We start from the raw sequence: 18,471 nt of genomic DNA on the forward strand, positions 1-18,471 counted from the left end.
GTAAGGCGGTAGTTGGGAGAAAAGTAAAGACGTTAGACCAGACCACTAAAAACAAATTGCACAGAGGTAGCACAGACAAAAAGTGAATCAGAAGATGTAACGTAAGTGCTTGATAAATGGTGGCCCCACCTGGACTTGAACCAGGGACCTGCCGATTATGAGTCGGATGCTCTAACCAACTGAGCTATAGGGCCATTTAAAATGTGCTTTAACTTAATGAGTCCAAGGGCTGAACTCTTTAAAGCGCAGGCAGTATAAGAAGTTTTTCTGCTGTTGTCACCGCTTCGTGACATGCTCTTTGTACTGATTGCTGGTTTTTTATCCGCTTCCATAAAAATCTTTGCCACTAAGCTAAGGTTTATGGGGAAGATACAAACCTAAGCGACGCTTTAGTTGGTAGCAGCTGCCGGCTACTGTCCGTTTGCTTGTGATTAATAACTCCTGACAGGGGAAGCTGAAAACTAATCTTGGTTGCTACCCCATTGTCAGAATGAGGCTATTTATATCCAGAGCCGTTCATAGAGATTCTACCTGTGGACAGAAAGATAGTTGAAATAACAGCTTTCTTTAATTCTGAATCAGCGTGTTTTCCGCCACATCAATACGCTGTCTAAATATGCACTAAGTTATTGGAGGAATACGGTGGTTATACAAGATTGGCGACTGAAGACATAAGCCTTGAACTAAAAAGGTTTTAGTCTGTTAACAGTTGTACTTTTATCTGGAGAGCCGCCTGCTCGTTGTGTAAAACACTCAACCAGTGCTAACACACATAAGCTGGCATTTAGTGTCATTTGGCTCTGTGTTTTTTGATCAACTAAATTTCCTGCTAAATAAAAGTGTTAAGTTTTTTCACTGAAAATATGCGGTGCTAGTTTTTGCTTAATTCTTTTTTGTGTAGTAAATTTATTGTTAATTATTTAGGTGGGTGTGGGTGGTCGCCGTTAACTAAAGGCCCCAACTATGGCTCAAGGATCATTTAGTTCCAACGCAGTGCATTATCAAAGTAATCAACCCTTGGGCTTTAGGGGGGGATTACGACTTTCCCCTGCGTCTGTTCCACGGTTTACTTCTTCTCCCGTCGGTGACAGAGTTATCAGCTTAGTTGCAGAAACTGGCTGCAAAATTCAGGCAGTGCTTTTATTACTCAGGTTGTTACTGTCCAGTTCTGAATTAACAGTCCTATCGTCTATACCACACCGTGCCTACGACTTGATTCAACAGACCAGACTCAGGTCTGTACCTTTTATTTATCAGTGTTTTGGCACCTATCAAGATGAGATAGTAAAGAACGCTCTGCATTTTGTGCTGCCAAACGAAATTGAAATGTCGTTTTCTATTCAGGAACCAGCTTACAAGATAGAAGTACAGCTGGGATCCCTGTATGTCTGTGCTCACAATAAGCTAGTGCCGCTGCAGTCCGGCATGTTGTGAAGCGCTGACATGGTCCTCGATACCAAAGCATAAAGCTATGGTTATTCGAGCTAATACCAAGCCTGAGTGGCAGGCTTTAACTTATTCAAGGAGAAACACACATGAACATACTAGATACTAAACAGATTGCAGTTGTTTCTGGCGGAGAATTTTACAGTGGACCTAATCTTGCTGCTGCATCCCGGTTTGCTGGTGCTCTTGGGTTTTTAGCAGGATCTTTCCAGGCTGGATATACAGCAGGACAATGGCTGAACCAGAATACGCCCATCCAGCGCTGGATTAGTGAAGCGCTATACTAAAGAACCTGGCTGGCAATAGTGCTGCTGTTGCCAGCTATTTTCCGAGACAGGAGAAAAATCATGGATATTAAGACGTTTTCTCATTTTTCCTATAAAAGCCTAAAAATATTGTTTATCTTTCTGGTTCTTCTGTATGCGTTGTATTCACCCTGGCTTTATAGCAGTGCAGATCCTCAGCGCTATTACCTGTTTGCATTTGCATTGCTGATGCTTGCTTTGCTGTTTGAATTACATCTGGCCAACTTGCGTTTTGCTGAGTTTATTCGACAGCCTCTACGCTGGAAATCGCCAACAGGTTTTTTGTATCTGTCCGCTTTCTTATGTTTTGGCTGGGGCTTATGGGGGCTTGGTTGATCTCTGGTCAAAGGATTGATATAGGTACGACAGTTGGAGGAAATTCATCAGGTAAACCGGAATAATCTGGAAATACAACATGTTCTTCTGGTTTGAAGCTGCGGATAGGGTATAGGCTATAAATCTTTAAGCATGCAGACTCTGGTAGATCAAAAATAAGAAGGCACCTTGCGGTGCCTTCTTATTGATACGTCGTAAATGCAGAAGCATATTTTCCGCGAAAAAAATCTACTCGTCGAGGAAGCTTTTTAATACTTCTGAACGGGAAGGGTGGCGTAGTTTACGTAGCGCTTTGGCTTCGATTTGACGGATACGTTCCCGTGTTACGTCAAATTGTTTGCCCACTTCTTCCAATGTATGGTCGGTATTCATATCGATACCAAAACGCATACGCAGTACTTTTGCTTCACGGGCTGTTAAACCGGCCAACACTTCGTTGGTGGCGGCTTTTAAGCTTTCCATGGTGGCTGAGTCCAGCGGCGATTCTGAAGTGCTGTCTTCGATAAAATCACCTAAATGCGAATCTTCATCATCACCTATTGGTGTTTCCATGGAGATTGGCTCTTTGGCTATTTTCAGCACTTTACGGATCTTGTCTTCCGGCATGCCCATACGTTCGGACAATTCTTCCGGAGACGGCTCACGACCCATTTCCTGCAACATCTGACGTGAAATACGGTTCAGTTTGTTGATGGTTTCAATCATATGCACAGGGATCCGGATAGTACGGGCCTGGTCAGCGATTGAACGGGTGATTGCCTGACGGATCCACCATGTAGCATAAGTTGAAAACTTATAACCACGACGGTATTCAAACTTGTCGACAGCTTTCATCAAGCCGATGTTACCTTCCTGAATTAAATCAAGGAATTGTAAGCCACGGTTGGTGTACTTTTTCGCGATAGAAATAACCAGACGTAAGTTCGCCTCAACCATTTCTTTTTTCGCACGACGGGCCTTGGCTTCACCAATCGACATGCGACGGTTGATATCTTTAATTTTAAAGATCGAAAGGCCGGTCTCTTCTTCAATTTTTTTCAGCTTCTCAACGCTGCGGAACAAATCGTCACGCATCTCACCCAGCTTGGCTGAATAAGGTTTGCCTGCAGCGATTTCGGCGTCGATCCATGCCGTTGAGTTTTCGTTGCCGCTGAAAGACTTCATAAAGTTTTTCTTTGGCATTTTTGCGTACTCAACGCAGTTCTTCATCACAATACGTTCCTGGACGCGCACGCGGTCCATCATTTCACGCATGTTTTTGACCAGACGGTCGAACTGTTTTGGTACTAAACGGAAGCAACGGAAAACTTCGCTCAGTTTTTCAATTTCTTCTTTGGTGGTCGGGTGTTCACGGCCATTTTTAACGATAGAGTTACGGGTTACTTCGTACTGAGTACGGAGTTCACCAAACTTCTCGCGGGCCATTTCCGGATCCGGGCCAGTGTCTGCTTCTTCGTCAGAGTCTTCAGACTCTTCGTCGTCACCAGAGATATCAGCGTCTTCATCGGCCAGTTCTTCTTCTGGCACATCAGAACCAATATGAGTGGCCGTTGGGGCCATATCATCCACTTCGTTTGGATCGATAAAAGCGGTGACAATGTCACTTAAGCGAATTTCTTCGGCTTCGAATTTATCCCACTGTTCTAACAGGTAGGTGATGGCTTCAGGGTATTCAGCCACAGAGGTCTGAACCTGATTGATACCATCTTCAATCCGCTTGGCGATGTCGATTTCGCCTTCACGGGTTAACAGCTCTACAGTGCCCATTTCGCGCATATACATGCGGACCGGATCTGTAGTGCGACCTAACTCTTTATCCACACTGACTAAAGCCTGAGCGGCTTCTTCTGCGGCGTCTTCATCCGGCGCAGCGTCAGACATGATCAGGTCATCGGCATCTGGTGCTGTTTCAAACACCTGAATACCCATGTCATTGATCATACGGATAATGTCTTCGATCTGATCGGAGTCAATAATATCTTGTGGAAGATGATCATTAACTTCAGCAAAGGTCAAATAACCTTGCTCTTTACCCTTTAAGATCAGGAGTTTTAGTTGCGACTGAGGATTATGCTCCATAGAGGCTGTTCTTCCACCCAAATAGTTAGTTCAAAAATGCGAATTAGCGATTATAACAAAGCGCGGCTTTTCTAGCCACCGCGCAATGACGGCTTACTCACGGTTATTTGCTTTTAAAAGCTTTTAACAGCAACACAAATTCGTGTTTCTCCGCCGTGGTCAGTTGCTGCAATGTATCTTTGCGTTGCAATTCTTCCAGACGTTGGCCCAGATACTGATCTTCTATAGACCTGAATGTATCCAGAAATTCTTTGGTTAGCTGCTCTTCGGCAACCTGATGGTCCCATAAAGCCAGTTTTACCAGTATGTTGTATTCGGGCGTATCGCGCCAATGCTCCAGCAATTGAGCTGTGGTCAGTTCAGGCTGAGCTAATAAAGTGTCCTGTATCGTCAGTAATAACTGAATTCCAGGTAAATTCGCTTGCGCCAGTTCAGGAGCCAGTGGCATCACTTTGGCGAGCGCAGGGTATTGCAATAACAATGCTATAGCCCGTCGCATCGGCGTAATTTTTGTGCTCACAGGAGCTTTGCTTTGCACCTTAGTCTGGTTTCTTGCCGCCGTATTTTGCTGCGACGATTTACCAACCAAAGATCCTAAAGTTTCAAACAAGGCATCGCGGTAAAACTCACTTGGAATTTGTTTAATCAGCTCATTACCTTTGACCCATAAAGCGGACTTTCCGGCATCGCTTTTTAAATCTAACTCTTTGGCCAGATGGTCAAATAAATACTGACCTAAAGGCATGGCCTGTTCCAGACGGTTTAAAAAGGCCTCTTTGCCTTCTTTTTGCACCAGGGAATCTGGGTCTTCGCCGTCCGGTAAAAATACAAAATTCAGTTCCACGCCGTCTTTTAAATGCGGTAAAGCACTTTGTAAGGCACGCCATGCGGCGTCACGGCCTGCTCTGTCGCCGTCATAACAGCAAGTGACAGTGCTGGTCAGACGAAATAACGTATGCATGTGATCTGGGGTCGTTGCGGTGCCTAAACAAGCCACCGCAAAAGATATTCCTTGCTCGGCCAGACCCACGACGTCCATATAACCTTCAACAATCAGCACACGATTCAGCCTGTCCTGGCTTTGTCTGGCTTCGTACAAGCCATAAAGTTCACGGCCTTTATGGAAAAGCCGGGTCTCAGGTGAGTTTAGATACTTAGGCGTACCTTCACCTATCACCCTGCCGCCAAAACCTATCACTCTGCCGCGTTTATCCCTGATGGGAAACATCAGCCGGTCGCGGAAAAAATCGTATTCACGACCCTGATCATTACGACTAATCAGCTTAATTTCGAATAACTGATCGCGCGCTGAACGGGAAGCCCCTAACTGCTTTAACACAAAATCCCAGCTGTCAGGTGCGTAGCCTATGCCGTATTTTGTTGCTGTGGCCTCTGAAATACCACGTTTCTGTAAATAATCTGCAGCGTGCAGCTGTTGTTTCAGCTGTTGCTGATACAAATCTGCCGCTTTTTGCATCTGGCTGTAGTCGTCGGCCTGAGCCTGCGGATACTGCTTACCACTGCCTTGTTCGCGTGGTATCTCTAAATGATGCTGTTTAGCCAGTTCTTCAATGGCTTCTACAAATTCAAGCTGTTCGTACGCCATCATAAAACTAATGGCATTGCCGTGAGCGCCACAACCAAAGCAATGATAAAACTGTTTGTCGCTACTTACGGTAAAAGAAGGGGATTTTTCGTTATGGAAAGGGCAACAAGCCTGGTAATTCTTACCGGCCTTTTTTAACGGAACTCTGTGATCGATCAGTTCCACTATATCTGTACGAGCTAATAAGTCGTCGATAAAGTGTCTGGGGATTTGTCCTGCCACCTTTTTCCTTTTTACTTGTATTCAGAAAAAGACAAGCCGTGCTAAGGGCACGGCGTGCAGTAGTTCAGCTAGAAGCTTAACTCAAACGAGCTTTAATAACCTGACTTAAAACGGCCATATCAGTACGGCCTTGAACCTGTGGCTTTAAGTGGGCCATAACTTTCGCCATGTCCTGCATTCCAGAGGCTGCAACAGCAGTAATAGCGTGTTGCACTAAATCATCCAGCTCAGCCTGAGATAAGGCTTGTGGCAAAAACTGTTCTACGATTACGATTTCTGCTAATTCAATATCAGCTAAATCTTGCCGACCTGCTGCACTGTACTGACTGGCAGATTCTTTACGCTGTTTTACCATTTTGGTAAGCACAGGAAGAATATTGGTGTCATCAGGCACCATCTGCAAGTCAATTTGACGTTGTTTGATTTCAGCTAAAGCTAAACGAATAGTGCCGAGACGCAATTTGTCTTTGGCACGCATTGCGTCTTTTTGGGCTTCTTGCAGCTGTTCTAACAATGCCATAGGTCAGGCAATAATCTTAGTAAAGCTTGATGCGACGAGCGTTTTCGCGAGAAAGCTTTTTCATGTGACGCTTAACAGCGGCAGCTTTCTTACGCTTACGAACCCAAGTTGGCTTCTCGAAAAACTCTTTAGAGCGTACATCAGCTAATACGCCAGCTTTTTCACAAGAGCGCTTGAAACGACGTAAAGCTACGTCAAATGGTTCGTTTTCTTTTACTTTAACAACAGGCATTAAATTCTCACCTCGGTCAACTCTGGTTAGTGTCTAACCAATACGATTAAAAATGGTGCGGCATTTTACTCAAAAGCCAGCCCCAATGTAAAGCAATAAGTGTTGTACTGGTGATGATGCTCAGATCTCAGTACAATTCGCCGCGTAGCATATAGGTAAGGGGAGTAAAATGCGAGTACTTGGCATAGAAACATCTTGTGATGAAACAGGCATCGCTGTGTACGATGAAGAGCGGGGTCTGTTAAGTCATGTGTTATACAGCCAGATCCCTTTGCATGCAGATTATGGTGGTGTAGTGCCTGAACTGGCCTCGCGTGATCATATCCGTAAAACCTTGCCGCTTATACAACAAGCGTTAAAGGAAGCGGGTTGCGAGGCGTCCGACATAGACGGTGTGGCTTATACAGCAGGCCCTGGTTTAGCCGGTGCTTTGTTAGTGGGCGCTTCGATAGGCCGTAGTTTAGCCTTCGCCTGGGGTAAACCAGCTTTGGCCGTACATCATATGGAAGGCCATTTATTGGCGCCTATGCTGGAAGAAAACCCACCGGAGTTTCCTTTTATTGCGTTATTGGTATCAGGCGGTCATACCCAGTTAGTACGGGTGGATGGTATAGGCCAGTATCAGTTATTGGGCGAATCTGTCGATGATGCCGCAGGTGAAGCTTTTGATAAAACAGCCAAATTAATGGGGTTGGAGTATCCGGGCGGGCCTTTGCTTGCCAAATTAGCGACTCAGGGGCAGGCCGATAAATATGCCTTTCCTCGTCCTATGACAGACAGACCAGGCTTAAATTTCAGTTTCAGTGGTCTCAAAACTGCAGCTGCGAATGTGATTGCAGCTGAAGGCAAAAGCCCAGAAGTGCAGGCAAACATAGCAGCTTCATTCCAGCAGGCTGTGGTCGATACGCTGGTATTAAAATGTCGTCGTGCTTTAAAAGAGCAGCGCTTAAAACGTTTAGTAGTGGCAGGTGGCGTCAGCGCCAATACCTCATTACGTGAACAGCTGGAAGTTTTACTGAAAAGTTTAAAAGGCGAAGTCTATTATCCACGCAAAGAATTCTGCACCGACAACGGCGCCATGATTGCTTTTGCAGGCTTTCAGCGTTTAAGAGCAGGGCAGCAGCAGGATTTAACTATAGGTGTGACACCACGTTGGCCTATGGAGCAACTGCCTGCCTTATAATTAATTGGGGTCTTTAATTATTCTTGTTCGGGATCCTGAGGTTTGGTTTTGCGGTTTTTATGCCAGACCTTAGTTTCCTGATTGTTCCAAAGCCGGATGATATTGTCTTTATGACGGATAATAATCAGCAGGCTCAGCATAGACACAGGAATGGTATACAAAGGTTTGATAAACCAGGTGAAAATAGGTGCCAGGGCCACAGTGACAATAGCGGCCAGTGACGAATAGCCAGTAGCCCCGATCAGCATCATCCAGGTAGAAATCAGTAAACCTGCTAAATCCAGGCCTATAGGCATCATACTGCCAAAAGCTGTGGCTACTGCTTTACCGCCTTTAAAACCAAAAAACACCGGGAATATATGACCTAAACAGGCACAGACCGCAATCATGCCCAGATAAAAAGCTTCGACACCTAAAAAATAAGAACCCCAGACCGGAATAGTGCCCTTGAGCACATCAAAGGCCAGAACCATAGAAGCCGGCACAGCGCCGCCTAAACGTAATACGTTGGTGGCGCCCGGATTACATGAACCATGATTACGTGGGTCGGGCAGCCTGAATATCTGACTGACCAGAATGGCAGACGAGATTGAGCCGCTTAGGTAAGCGAGCAGCATCAAAATCGCTATGGTCACTGTCATGGATTAAGGTTCCTCAGTCCGGCAAAGTAGGCTAAAATCGGCCTCTGTCTACAAGGCGTTCAGAATATAGGCTTTTTTAATCTTTGCCTATCCGACCAGCCTACCTGAAACAAGTCTTTAACAAAAGCGGAAATCTATGACGGATATAGTTTTTATCAGGCAACTCAAGGTTCAGACCGTAATAGGTGTCTTCGAGTGGGAAAAAGCCATACAACAAACGCTGGAGTTTGATTTGGAGCTCTCTACCGATATCCGCCAGGCCGCCGCAACCGACGATTTACAATACACTGTCGATTACAGTGCTGTGTGTGCAGCTATTATTGATCTGTGTCAGCAACCCCATGAATTGATTGAAACTGTGGCTGAAAAAGTGGCAGCTATGGTACTGGAAAAATTTCCGACTAAAGCTGTGAAAGTAACTATCGCCAAGCCTGCAGCTGTGCCTGCTGCTGCCAGTGTTGGCGTATCTATATCGCGTGGAAACTGGTAATGGCACTGATTTATATCAGTATTGGCAGCAATATAGAGCGTGATCTACATATCAGCGCTGCCTATCTGGAACTATCGGCTTTGTTTGGTGAAATTCGCTGCTCTGCTGTGTATGAAAGTGAAGCCGTAGGGTTTGATGGTGATGCTTTTTATAATCTGGTGGCAGAAGCCAACACCGATTTATCTGTGGCTGAATGTGTGGCTGCTTTTAAAGCCATAGAGCAAAAATATGGCCGGCCAGCTAAGTCGCCTAAATTTTGTGGCAAACGGCTGGACCTGGATTTGCTGACCTACGATCAACTGGTGTGCAAAGCGCCTGTTGAATTGCCGCGCGATGAAATTACTAAAAACGCTTTTGTATTATTGCCTTTATCTGAACTGGCACCAGAGCAAACTCATCCGCTGACAGGTCAAAGCTATCAGCAGATGTGGCAAGCGTATCAAGAGCCACAAAAGTTGTGGCAAGTGGCCTTTAACTGGCCGGATGCTGCTCTTGCCACTGCTGTTTTGCCGTCGAAATAGCTTCAAGCCGGGCTTTGGCTACTTCCAGTTTAATGGCTTCACCTTTTAAACCCAGCGCCACTATAGCTTTCACATCAATAGCGCGAGCTGCACTGGCAAGCTGACGTAAATAGTCAGCTTGTGGGTAAGGGGCCTGTTCAAAGCCAGTGCGACCTCGTAAATCAGCTATGGCGCACTGTAGTAATAAATCCAGGCGTTCAGGTTTGCGCCATAAGTCTATGCCATCAAAGAGTTTTTGTACTGTGGCCGGGCGAAGCTCAACAGCTTTGTGCAGCAACTGATGATACTCACAGGCCAATAAAGCCAAATCACGACAATCGTTTGGTACTCTAATACGGCTGCAAAGCTCTTGCACTAAAGGCAAACCGCTGTGCTCATGCCCATGATGTTTGGGCCATAAAGCCGGATCGGTAATGCCTTTACCCACATCATGGCAAAGTGCGGCAAAACGTACATCCAGCCGCTCTGATAATAAAGCCGCTTGTTTGAGCACTAACATGCAGTGAATGCCTGTGTCTATTTCCGGATGCCACTTTTCTGGATTTGGCACTCCCCACAGCTGATCCAGTTCCGGCATTAATACTTTTAAGGCACCACAGCTGTGCAGTAACTCAAAATAAGCTTGTGGGTCTTGTTCTGTTAAAGCCCGGGCGGTTTCCTGCCATACCCGCTCTGCGGTTAAATGCTCCAGCTCACCGCTGTTGCTCAGTTGTGTCATTAACTGCAAAGTTTCAGCTGCAACAGTAAAACCTAAATGAAAATAGCGGGCGTAAAAACGCGCCACCCTTAATACCCGTAGTGGGTCTTCACTAAAAGCGGGGGAGACATGACGAAGGACTCTGGCTTTGATATCGGCCACACCGCCATAAGGGTCGTGTAATTCACCTGACTCATCTTTGGCAATGGCATTAATGGTTAAATCACGGCGTTGTAAGTCCTGCTCTAAGGTGACATCTTCTGCAAAATAACAGGCAAAACCTGTGTAGCCCTGGCCTTGTTTACGTTCGATGCGGGCCAAAGCATATTCTTGTTTGGTTTTAGGATGTAAAAATACCGGGAAGTCTTTGCCCACAGCCTGATAGCCCAAAGCCAGCAATTGCTCTGGTGTAGCGCCTGTGACCAGCCAGTCCTGATCTAATGCCGGGTAACCCAGCAGCTCGTCGCGAACAGCTCCGCCTACAAGATAAATTCTCAATGTATTCCTGCTCCTGCTACAAGATAAATTTTCAATGCTTTCCCGCTCCCGATTTTTTTGCCATTATAACGCCTTGCTTACAATTGTCGCCCTAACTCAGCAGCGGGAACCTTATGTACACCGGATTTTTCGGTTTAACCAGTCAGCCTTTTTCTATAGCGCCGAACCCTGACTTTCTATTTTTAAGTCCTCGTCACGCTGAAGCTTTGGCACATTTGCGTTATGGCTTAGGTGAGGCCGGTGGTTTTGTGCTGCTGACCGGCGAAGTGGGTACTGGCAAAACTACAGTATCACGTTGTTTATTGCAGGAACTGACTGATAAAACCGAAGTGGCTTTTATCTTAAACCCAACTTTAAACGAGCTGGAACTGCTGGCCGCTATTTGTGATCAGTTAAAAATTCGCTACAAAAAATCCGACGCCAGCTTAAAAATGCTGACCGACAAAATTACCAACCGTCTGACGAAAAACCATCAGGCCGGTAAAAACACCATTTTGATTATCGATGAAGCTCAGCATTTACAGCCCGCTGTGCTCGAACAGCTGCGCTTATTAACAAACTTAGAAACCAATACCAAAAAGCTGTTGCAGGTGATTTTAATAGGTCAGCCAGAGCTACAGCAGTTATTGCAGCGTCAGGATTTACGTCAGTTAGCACAACGTATCACGGCCCGTTATCACTTAATGCCGTTGACTGAACAGGAAGTGCAGCAATACATCAGTTACCGTTTGCAGGTGGCTGGTTGCAGTCGGCCTGTGTTTACCGCTTCTGCTGTGAAAAAATTATTTTTATTATCAGGTGGTATTCCGCGCCTACTCAATTTAATCTGCGACCGCGCTATGTTAGGGGGTTATAGTCAGCAAAAGGCATTAATTGATGCTGGCCTGATCAGTCAGGCTGCTTCAGAAGTGCTGGCGATTAAACCTCAACCAGTGAAAGCGGCCTGGCCAGTTTGGTTATGGCCACTGTTAACTCTGGTGGCGTTAGGGGCTGGTGCAGGGCTGTCTGCATTATTGTGGTAAAAGACAGAGCAGGGGACCCGTCATGTCGTTATTAATGGATGCGTTAAAGCAACAACAGCAAGTTCCGGTGGCAGCAGAACAGACTGCATCAGGCCTTGGCTGGCGTATTGTTGCTTTAATTTTATTAGTGGTTTTAGGTTTAGTTTTGGGTTTTTTTGTGGGGCAGTATCAATTCAACAAAAAAGAGCCAACTGCTGTTGTTGAGGCTGCTCCTGTGGTTCAGGCAGCACCTGTTATTGCTAACGCGGCAGATATTGCCATGGAATTGCAACTGGCGGCGGATTTGTTAAAACCAGCAGAGCCAGTGCAACTGGAAGAAGTACCAGAAGACGAAGCACAGTTAGTGGTTTCAGCCAGACGAGGCGAGAGAGTGTTGGGACGTTCCACAGATGAAGACTTTGTTGATTTTGAACAAATGCAGGAAGCAGATCTGCAAGATGACTTAACCCCTGTGGACGAGCTCTTACCTGCAGCAGAGCTGGAGCAATCTGACGTATCGGCAGAGCTGCGTGGAAAATTTGAATCAGCTTTGGCAGCTGCTGATAGCTCGCAGCTACGTCAACAACAGATTAATTACCACGATGCTCCGGCACAGGATATTAATCAGTTGGATGATCTGTTGCAGCGCCAGTTACCTTCCCTGCGTTTTGAAGCTCATGTCTATGCTACTGATGCTAAACAGCGCTGGATTAAAGTGAATGGCAAAGACTTACAACAAGGTCAGTGGGTAACGGCTGATATTCAGGTCAAAGAGATATTGCCACAGTATGTGGTACTGCAATTTAATCAGACTCAGTTTAGTGTCGAAGCCTTAGCTGACTGGAGTTACAGGTAAAGTTTTTACCTCACTCCAGCACTGACTGGCGGAAAAAGCGAATGAGATCAATGCCAAAATCTTCTGGCATAACAGCTCCTTCAATTTCAATATCTGTTTTGCTGCTGGCCAGATCGACAATAGAGATTTCGATATAGCGTCTGAATTTGCAGTTATAAAATACCTTGAGTACAGGGCGCAACGGGTCCTGCTCATTGGCTTTGAGCACTATGGCCAGCTTCTGATTGCTCAGTTTGACCAGGGTTCCAACCGGATGTATGCCTATAGCTTTAATAAACTGAGCCACAAGCGCCGGATCAAAACTTTGTGGTGATTCACGTCTTAGAATTTTCAGCGCCGAAATACCGGTTTGGCCTTCTTTGTAGCAACGTTGTGCGGTAATTGCGTCGTACGTATCGACTATCGAAATCATCCGGCCATACAGCGAAATTTGCTGATCAGCTAAACCATAGGGATAACCTTTGCCATCCAGCCGTTCATGATGCACCGCAGCCACATCAATACTGATCGGGCTTAAGCCTGGTATTTTTTCCAGAATTTCTTTGCTGTACACCACATGGCGGCGCATTTCGCCAAATTCTTCTGCAGTCAGTTTGCCGGGTTTATTCAGTATGCTGTCCGGTACCAGAATTTTGCCTATATCGTGTAATAAAGCACCTGTGGCCAGCTGCTGGATCAGTTCTTCATCAAACTTCATTTGTTTGGCAAAAATGGTCATCAGAATAGAGACATTGACCGAGTGTTCCAGCAGATAAGCATCTTTTTCCCGAATGCGGCTGATACAGAGCAAAGCATCCTGATTACGAAATACCGAGTCGATAAAACCTGTAGCGCAGTCCTGAAAGGGCTGCAGGTTTAACTCACGGCCTGCCTGAATATCGGCAAACGCTTTTTTCTGTAAACCTTTGGCTTGCTGATACAAGGTATTGGCTTGCCCCAATTCCTGTTCAAAACTGACCTTTTCACGTGTTTTTCCGCTGGCGGTTGCCACAGGCTCTGCTGGCGGCGCAACTTCAACTTTGGGTTGTTCCAGAGTTTTACTCAGGTCGACGACCAGTTCCAACACACCTTTTTTCTTCAACTGCTCGATCACAGCCGCAGTTCTGGCCCAGCCCTGAGTTTTAATTTCTACATTGCCTTTTTGCTTATGCACAGACAGCACATACATGCCGGGCTGTAATTCGGCAATGCTAAGAACTTTAAGCTGAGCTGGAGCTGTCATAGGCGGACTCTGAATAAATTTCCGTGATCCGGAAATCTATTGATAAGTGAAAATACGATAAAAATGATAGCTCATTATGCAGTGAAAAAAAAGCCCGCAACATAGCGGGCCCTTATTTAATTAGCTTTTGCTTAAGTTTTAACCCAGGTTATCAGTCATCGTCATCAAAGATGCATTACCACCTGCTGCAGTGGTATTGATAGTGACTGTTTTTTCTGTCACTAAACGGTGTAACAACTGGTGATCAGCCGGGCTGGTCACCAAAGCCGTAATGGCACCATCACGGGCAGCTATCCACTGTCCTGACAAAGCTTTTAACGGGTTAGTGCCTTCAATCACAGCTGTTGCCACTACAGGATGGGCTAACAGCGCTTTTAAGCTATGTAACTTCACCCAGTGGAACAAGTTCGCAGGTAAACCGGCTTGCAGTAACAACTTACGACAGGTATCCATTTCTGCTTGCTGAGCTTCGCCTGCTGTACTGACAACCGCATTCCCTGACACCAGAGCAGTGATCAAAGCCAGCATCCAGTGCTGGAAGCTGCTGTGTTCGCTGCGAATAAGCGCTACTACACCTTTGGCTTCCAGATGCAGCTGATTCGATTCGCCCGTAGGTCCTGGTAAGGTAATGGGCTGTGCTAAATCCTTTTCCAATAACATCAGCTGTTCACGGGCTGCTGTGATCACGTCGTTTAAGTCGTGTTCCTGCTCTGATACCAGTTTGTTACCTGCCAGCTGAGCGATAAAACGACGTAACACAGAACCCCTATTGGTCACATTTTGATTCAGCCATGCCACCTGAGCCACAGCCATATGTTGTATTTGCGTATTGAGCTGAGCGTCAAAACCGCTGGCCGCTTCTAACTGCTGCTGCACAGCAGCATCTAAAGCAGGAGCCTGTAATTCATGTTCTTTCACCAGACGGCTTAAGTAGAAAGGGCCACCGGCTTTAGGGCCAGTACCAGATAAACCACGGCCACCAAAAGGCTGCACACCCACTACAGCACCAATCATATTGCGGTTGACGTAGATATTACCTGCTTTGATTTCGCTGGCGACTTTCATGGTCGTTTGTGCAATACGGCTATGGATCCCCATAGTCAGGCCATAACCAGTGGCATTGATTTGCTGTATCACTTTATCCAGCTCTTCCGCTTTAAAGCGGATGATATGCACCACAGGGCCAAAAACTTCGCGCTCCAGCAGATTCAGGCTGCTGATTTCATACAAACGTGGCGCAAAGAAAAAGTGATCGCCGGCTGCTGGCGCATCACAGACATAATGCAAAGTGGCTTTGCCTTCCAGATACTGCACATGCTGGTTTAAGCGCTCTAAAGCTTTGGTATCAATCACAGGACCTAAGTCAGTACTTAACCAGGCCGGATCGCCTACATGCAGCTCTTTCATGGCGCCTTTGATCATCGTAATGATCTTATCGGCCACATCTTCCTGCAGGAACAGCACACGAAGGGCAGAACAACGTTGACCAGCACTTTGGAAGCCAGAAGAGATCACATCATCAACCACTTGCTCAGGCAGAGCGGTAGAATCCACAATCATGCAGTTCTGACCACCGGTTTCCGCTATTAGAGGCACTGGCTCACCACCACGTTCAGCCAGTTTGCGGGCAATCCAGGCACCAGTTTCAGTAGAACCTGTAAACATCACGGCCTGAATACGGGTGTCAGGCACTATATGCTCACCGACCTGACGACCAGGCGCTATGACCAGCTGCACCACATGTTCAGGGAAACCAACAGCTTTCATCAGTTCGACTGTGCGTACTGCAATTAAGCTGGTTTGTTCGGCAGGCTTAGCTACTACTGTATTACCTGCCACTAAGGCTGCGCTGACCTGACCTAAGAAAATAGCTAAAGGGAAGTTCCATGGGCTGATACAAAGCACTACACCACGGGCCTCTGCAGATTGCAGGTTCTTTGTGGCTTCATGGGCATAATAACGGCAGAAATCCACAGCTTCACGTACTTCAGCCATGCTGTCGCCTACGGTTTTACCCGCTTCTTTAATACATAAAGCCAGTAATTCATCGCGATGTAGTTCCAGCTGATCGGCCAGCTTCAGCAGAAGTGCAGCTCGTTCAGTCACAGCAGTGGCTGACCAGGCAGGGAAAGCAGCTTCAGCCAAAGTAACAGTTTGTTCCATCTGAGCACTGTTGCTGTGATAGTGGAAACCTATCACTTCTTTGGTATTGGCCGGGTTGGTCACTGCAGCAGCGCCTGCCGGTACTTCAATCTGGCTGACAGAAGCGAGCCATGTGTCCATGGCCGCACGCATAGCCGTCATCTGATCGATATCAGTAAAGTCTTGCCCTTTAGAGTTCAGGCGGGACGCTCCGTACAGCTGGTCAGGTAACGGAATAGAGTTATTACGTTTTTTGCTCCAGGCACGCACTGTTTCTACCGGATCTTTGAGTAAAGACTCAACCGGAATATTTTCGTCGACAATGTTGTTTACAAAAGAGCTGTTGGCACCGTTTTCTAATAAACGACGCACTAAATAGGCCAGCAGATCAGAGTGTTCACCTACAGGGGCGTAAATACGGCAAGGCACTTTGTCATCGGCTACAACCTGATCATAAAGCGCATCACCCATACCGTGTAAACGCTGGAACTCATAACCAGAACGGTCGGGTGCCATTTCTAAAATAGTGGCCACTGTATAAGCATTATGAGTAGCGAACATAGGGTACATACTGTCGCGGTATTCCAGCATCTTTTTAGCACAAGCCTGATAAGACACATCGGTAGAGGGCTTACGGCTAAACACCGGGAAGTCACTTAAACCTTCGGCCTGACTGACTTTTACTTCAGTATCCCAGTAAGCGCCTTTCACCAGACGTACCATCATTTTACGGCCAACTTTCACCGTCAGTTCACGCAGCCATTCAATCACAAACAAACCACGTTTGGAGTACGCCTGTACTGCTAAACCAAAACCTTCCCAGCCTGTTAATTCAGGATCGGAAAACACTGCTTCAATCAGATCCAAAGACAGATCTAAACGATCGGCCTCTTCGGCATCCACAGTAAAGCTGATGTCATAGGCTTTGGCGGCTAACGCCAGTTGTTTTAAACGAGGCACTAATTCGTTGATCACTCTGTCGCGATGAGTAAATTCGTAGCGTGGGTGAATGGCCGATAATTTGACTGAAATGCCAGGGCTTTTTAACGGACCACGTTTTTTCGCTGCAGTGCCTATGACTTTAATCGCCATCATGTAGCTGTCGAAATAACGGTTGGCGTCGTCCATAGTGCGGGCGCCTTCACCCAGCATATCGTAGGAATAAGTAAAACCTTTGCTTTCCAGCTCTACTGCGCGTTCTACGGCTTTTTCAATGCTGGTGCCCATCACAAACTGGGTGCCCATAATTTGCATGGCATAACGCACGGCCTGACGGATCACCGGCTCGCCCATACGGCCACAAGTACGTTTTAATAAACCAAACTGAGCTTTTTTCTGATCGTCGCTGTAATTCACCAGTTTGCCGGTCAGCAATAAACCCCAGGCCGAGATATTCACGAATAAAGATTCGCTGTTGCCCAAGTGCGAGCTCCAGTCACCGTTGGATAACTTGTCGCGAATCAGCAGGTCGGCTGTGTGTTTATCTGGCACACGTAATAAGGCTTCGGCTAAACACATCAGCACTAAACCTTCTTCGGTCGACAACGAGAACTCGTTCAGCAGCGCATCTACGCCGCCTTTACCCACCTGAGCTTCACGGATATTCACCACCAACTGACGGGCTTTTTCCCAGGCACGGCTGCGTGCTGCAGGGCCAATATCCGCAATAGGTAATAAGTTGTTGAGTACCTGATCTTCATCAGCACGGTAGTGGTCGCGCATGGTTTGACGAATAGCATGACTGGTGGTCAATTGGCCTTGGAATAACATAGGGTTTTAATCCAGTGAAGTGAAAAAAATTATGCTGCATTTTATTGAAAGCGCAGCCCTATTTGGTGGTTTCTTTTTCAAACTAACCTTATATAATTCGGTTTATAAATCATAAAACCAGAAAAAATACTGCCATGACTCAAAGTGCCAAAGGCCGGTTGCCTGACCGTATCGACATGACAATTCTAGACACGCTACAAAAAGATGGCCGTATTTCTAATGTCGAATTAGCGAAAAAGGTCAACTTAAGCCCCAGCCCTTGTATAGACAGGGTTCGCAAGCTGGAGCAGGACGGTTTTATTGAGGGGTATGGCGCCCGTTTAAACGCCAGTAAACTGGGTTTTGGCACTGCCGCTTTCATTCAGGTGACCCTGGACAGAACCACAGGCGCTGTCTTTGATCAGTTTCGTGATGCGGTGGTGAAAATTCCGCAAGTGGCAGAATGCCATATGGTGGCCGGTGGTTTTGATTATCTGTTAAAACTACGCTTATCCAGTATGGAAGCGTATCGCGGTGTATTGGGTTTGATTGTGGATTTGCCTGGGGTATTACAGACTCATACTTATGTGGTGATTGAGCAGGTAAAACAGGATGCGGGTTTGCCTTTAAAGTTGGCTACGGCGCCGGAGGTTAAAACCGATTAATTGTTGTTATCCGGTAAGGTGCGGATTGGACCGTATCGGCTCATCAGATCCGCGGGTGAA

The 18,471-nt window shown here is 46.4% G+C and carries 16 protein-coding genes and 1 tRNA gene; 8 read left to right on the forward strand and 9 right to left on the reverse strand.

Annotated elements, in window-relative coordinates; translation table 11 throughout:
- Positions 1-117: 117 nt before the first annotated feature.
- A tRNA-Ile gene (locus RHEIN_RS14740) sits at positions 118-194 on the reverse strand.
- Between the two features lie 1,341 nt (positions 195-1,535).
- On the opposite strand from RHEIN_RS14740, the gene RHEIN_RS14750 reads away from it, so the two are divergent.
- Positions 1,536-1,733, forward strand: a complete 198-nt coding sequence (locus tag RHEIN_RS14750) for a hypothetical protein (RefSeq protein WP_008899771.1) — start codon at positions 1,536-1,538, stop codon at positions 1,731-1,733.
- A 60-nt stretch (positions 1,734-1,793) separates the two neighbouring features.
- Entirely contained in the window at positions 1,794-2,087 is a 294-nt protein-coding gene (locus RHEIN_RS14755) for a hypothetical protein (protein ID WP_008899772.1), read from the forward strand.
- Positions 2,088-2,315: 228 nt separating this feature from the next.
- Here RHEIN_RS14755 and rpoD read toward each other — a convergent pair whose 3' ends face one another.
- The 4 genes from rpoD to rpsU form a co-directional block, all read right to left on the reverse strand.
- Positions 2,316-4,166 carry an RNA polymerase sigma factor RpoD gene (rpoD, locus tag RHEIN_RS14760; protein ID WP_008899773.1) on the reverse strand — a complete coding sequence of 617 codons (1,851 nt, stop codon included), beginning with the start codon at positions 4,164-4,166 and terminating at the stop codon, positions 2,316-2,318.
- Positions 4,167-4,269: 103 nt separating this feature from the next.
- Positions 4,270-5,994 carry a DNA primase gene (gene dnaG / locus RHEIN_RS14765; RefSeq protein ID WP_008899774.1) on the reverse strand — a complete coding sequence of 575 codons (1,725 nt, stop codon included), beginning with the start codon at positions 5,992-5,994 and terminating at the stop codon, positions 4,270-4,272.
- Positions 5,995-6,070: 76 nt separating this feature from the next.
- Positions 6,071-6,514, reverse strand: a complete 444-nt coding sequence (locus tag RHEIN_RS14770; protein ID WP_008899775.1) for a GatB/YqeY domain-containing protein — start codon at positions 6,512-6,514, stop codon at positions 6,071-6,073.
- 16 nt (positions 6,515-6,530) lie between these two features.
- Complete coding sequence (gene rpsU / locus RHEIN_RS14775; protein ID WP_008899776.1) at positions 6,531-6,746, reverse strand: 30S ribosomal protein S21; 216 nt, start codon at positions 6,744-6,746, stop codon at positions 6,531-6,533.
- A 169-nt stretch (positions 6,747-6,915) separates the two neighbouring features.
- Between rpsU and tsaD the strand changes: the two genes are divergently transcribed.
- On the forward strand, positions 6,916-7,929 hold the full coding sequence (gene tsaD / locus RHEIN_RS14780) for a tRNA (adenosine(37)-N6)-threonylcarbamoyltransferase complex transferase subunit TsaD (RefSeq protein ID WP_008899777.1): 1,014 nt from the start codon (positions 6,916-6,918) through the stop codon (positions 7,927-7,929).
- Between the two features lie 17 nt (positions 7,930-7,946).
- Here the strand turns inward: tsaD and plsY are convergent, their stop codons facing one another.
- Positions 7,947-8,570, reverse strand: a complete 624-nt coding sequence (plsY, locus tag RHEIN_RS14785; RefSeq protein ID WP_008899778.1) for a glycerol-3-phosphate 1-O-acyltransferase PlsY — start codon at positions 8,568-8,570, stop codon at positions 7,947-7,949.
- 136 nt (positions 8,571-8,706) lie between these two features.
- On the opposite strand from plsY, the gene folB reads away from it, so the two are divergent.
- Both folB and folK read left to right on the forward strand, forming a co-directional pair.
- A complete protein-coding gene (folB, locus tag RHEIN_RS14790) occupies positions 8,707-9,060 on the forward strand; it encodes a dihydroneopterin aldolase (protein ID WP_008899779.1) in 354 nt (117 codons plus the stop codon).
- Positions 9,060-9,581 carry a 2-amino-4-hydroxy-6-hydroxymethyldihydropteridine diphosphokinase gene (folK, locus tag RHEIN_RS14795; RefSeq protein ID WP_008899780.1) on the forward strand — a complete coding sequence of 174 codons (522 nt, stop codon included), beginning with the start codon at positions 9,060-9,062 and terminating at the stop codon, positions 9,579-9,581. The genes folB and folK overlap by 1 nt, the downstream gene beginning before the upstream one ends.
- On the opposite strand, the gene RHEIN_RS14800 is transcribed toward folK, so the two are convergent.
- Positions 9,532-10,776, reverse strand: coding sequence for a multifunctional CCA addition/repair protein (locus RHEIN_RS14800; protein WP_008899781.1), 1,245 nt, complete (start codon positions 10,774-10,776; stop codon positions 9,532-9,534). The genes folK and RHEIN_RS14800 overlap by 50 nt on opposite strands.
- A 113-nt stretch (positions 10,777-10,889) precedes the next feature.
- On the opposite strand from RHEIN_RS14800, the gene RHEIN_RS14805 reads away from it, so the two are divergent.
- Entirely contained in the window at positions 10,890-11,798 is a 909-nt protein-coding gene (locus RHEIN_RS14805; RefSeq protein WP_008899782.1) for an ExeA family protein, read from the forward strand.
- 22 nt (positions 11,799-11,820) lie between these two features.
- A complete protein-coding gene (locus RHEIN_RS14810) occupies positions 11,821-12,633 on the forward strand; it encodes a general secretion pathway protein GspB (RefSeq protein WP_008899783.1) in 813 nt (270 codons plus the stop codon).
- Positions 12,634-12,643: 10 nt separating this feature from the next.
- Here RHEIN_RS14810 and RHEIN_RS14815 read toward each other — a convergent pair whose 3' ends face one another.
- Together RHEIN_RS14815 and putA are read right to left on the reverse strand one after the other, a co-directional pair.
- Positions 12,644-13,855 (reverse strand): HD-GYP domain-containing protein, encoded by a 1,212-nt coding sequence (locus RHEIN_RS14815; RefSeq protein WP_008899784.1) that lies wholly within the window; start codon positions 13,853-13,855, stop codon positions 12,644-12,646.
- A 138-nt stretch (positions 13,856-13,993) separates the two neighbouring features.
- Positions 13,994-17,767, reverse strand: a complete 3,774-nt coding sequence (putA, locus tag RHEIN_RS14820) for a bifunctional proline dehydrogenase/L-glutamate gamma-semialdehyde dehydrogenase PutA (RefSeq protein WP_008899785.1) — start codon at positions 17,765-17,767, stop codon at positions 13,994-13,996.
- A gap of 134 nt (positions 17,768-17,901) precedes the next feature.
- Here putA and RHEIN_RS14825 point away from each other — a divergent pair, with 134 nt between their 5' ends.
- Positions 17,902-18,411 (forward strand): winged helix-turn-helix transcriptional regulator, encoded by a 510-nt coding sequence (locus RHEIN_RS14825; protein WP_008899786.1) that lies wholly within the window; start codon positions 17,902-17,904, stop codon positions 18,409-18,411.
- Positions 18,412-18,471 lie beyond the last annotated feature (60 nt).

Source organism: Rheinheimera sp. A13L (assembly GCF_000217935.1).
Lineage (GTDB): Bacteria > Pseudomonadota > Gammaproteobacteria > Enterobacterales > Alteromonadaceae > Pararheinheimera.

Bases quoted from the DNA above. Each gene is read 5' to 3' on its own strand.
- RHEIN_RS14750 (WP_008899771.1), top strand. From the start codon at position 1,536: ATGAACATACTAGATACTAAACAGATTGCAGTTGTTTCTGGCGGAGAA.
- RHEIN_RS14755 (WP_008899772.1), top strand. From the start codon at position 1,794: ATGGATATTAAGACGTTTTCTCATTTTTCCTATAAAAGCCTAAAAATA.
- rpoD (WP_008899773.1), bottom strand. From the start codon at position 4,166: ATGGAGCATAATCCTCAGTCGCAACTAAAACTCCTGATCTTAAAGGGT.
- RHEIN_RS14770 (WP_008899775.1), bottom strand. From the start codon at position 6,514: ATGGCATTGTTAGAACAGCTGCAAGAAGCCCAAAAAGACGCAATGCGT.
- rpsU (WP_008899776.1), bottom strand. From the start codon at position 6,746: ATGCCTGTTGTTAAAGTAAAAGAAAACGAACCATTTGACGTAGCTTTA.
- tsaD (WP_008899777.1), top strand. From the start codon at position 6,916: ATGCGAGTACTTGGCATAGAAACATCTTGTGATGAAACAGGCATCGCT.
- plsY (WP_008899778.1), bottom strand. From the start codon at position 8,570: ATGACAGTGACCATAGCGATTTTGATGCTGCTCGCTTACCTAAGCGGC.
- folB (WP_008899779.1), top strand. From the start codon at position 8,707: ATGACGGATATAGTTTTTATCAGGCAACTCAAGGTTCAGACCGTAATA.
- folK (WP_008899780.1), top strand. From the start codon at position 9,060: ATGGCACTGATTTATATCAGTATTGGCAGCAATATAGAGCGTGATCTA.
- RHEIN_RS14805 (WP_008899782.1), top strand. From the start codon at position 10,890: ATGTACACCGGATTTTTCGGTTTAACCAGTCAGCCTTTTTCTATAGCG.
- RHEIN_RS14810 (WP_008899783.1), top strand. From the start codon at position 11,821: ATGTCGTTATTAATGGATGCGTTAAAGCAACAACAGCAAGTTCCGGTG.
- RHEIN_RS14815 (WP_008899784.1), bottom strand. From the start codon at position 13,855: ATGACAGCTCCAGCTCAGCTTAAAGTTCTTAGCATTGCCGAATTACAG.
- putA (WP_008899785.1), bottom strand. From the start codon at position 17,767: ATGTTATTCCAAGGCCAATTGACCACCAGTCATGCTATTCGTCAAACC.
- RHEIN_RS14825 (WP_008899786.1), top strand. From the start codon at position 17,902: ATGACTCAAAGTGCCAAAGGCCGGTTGCCTGACCGTATCGACATGACA.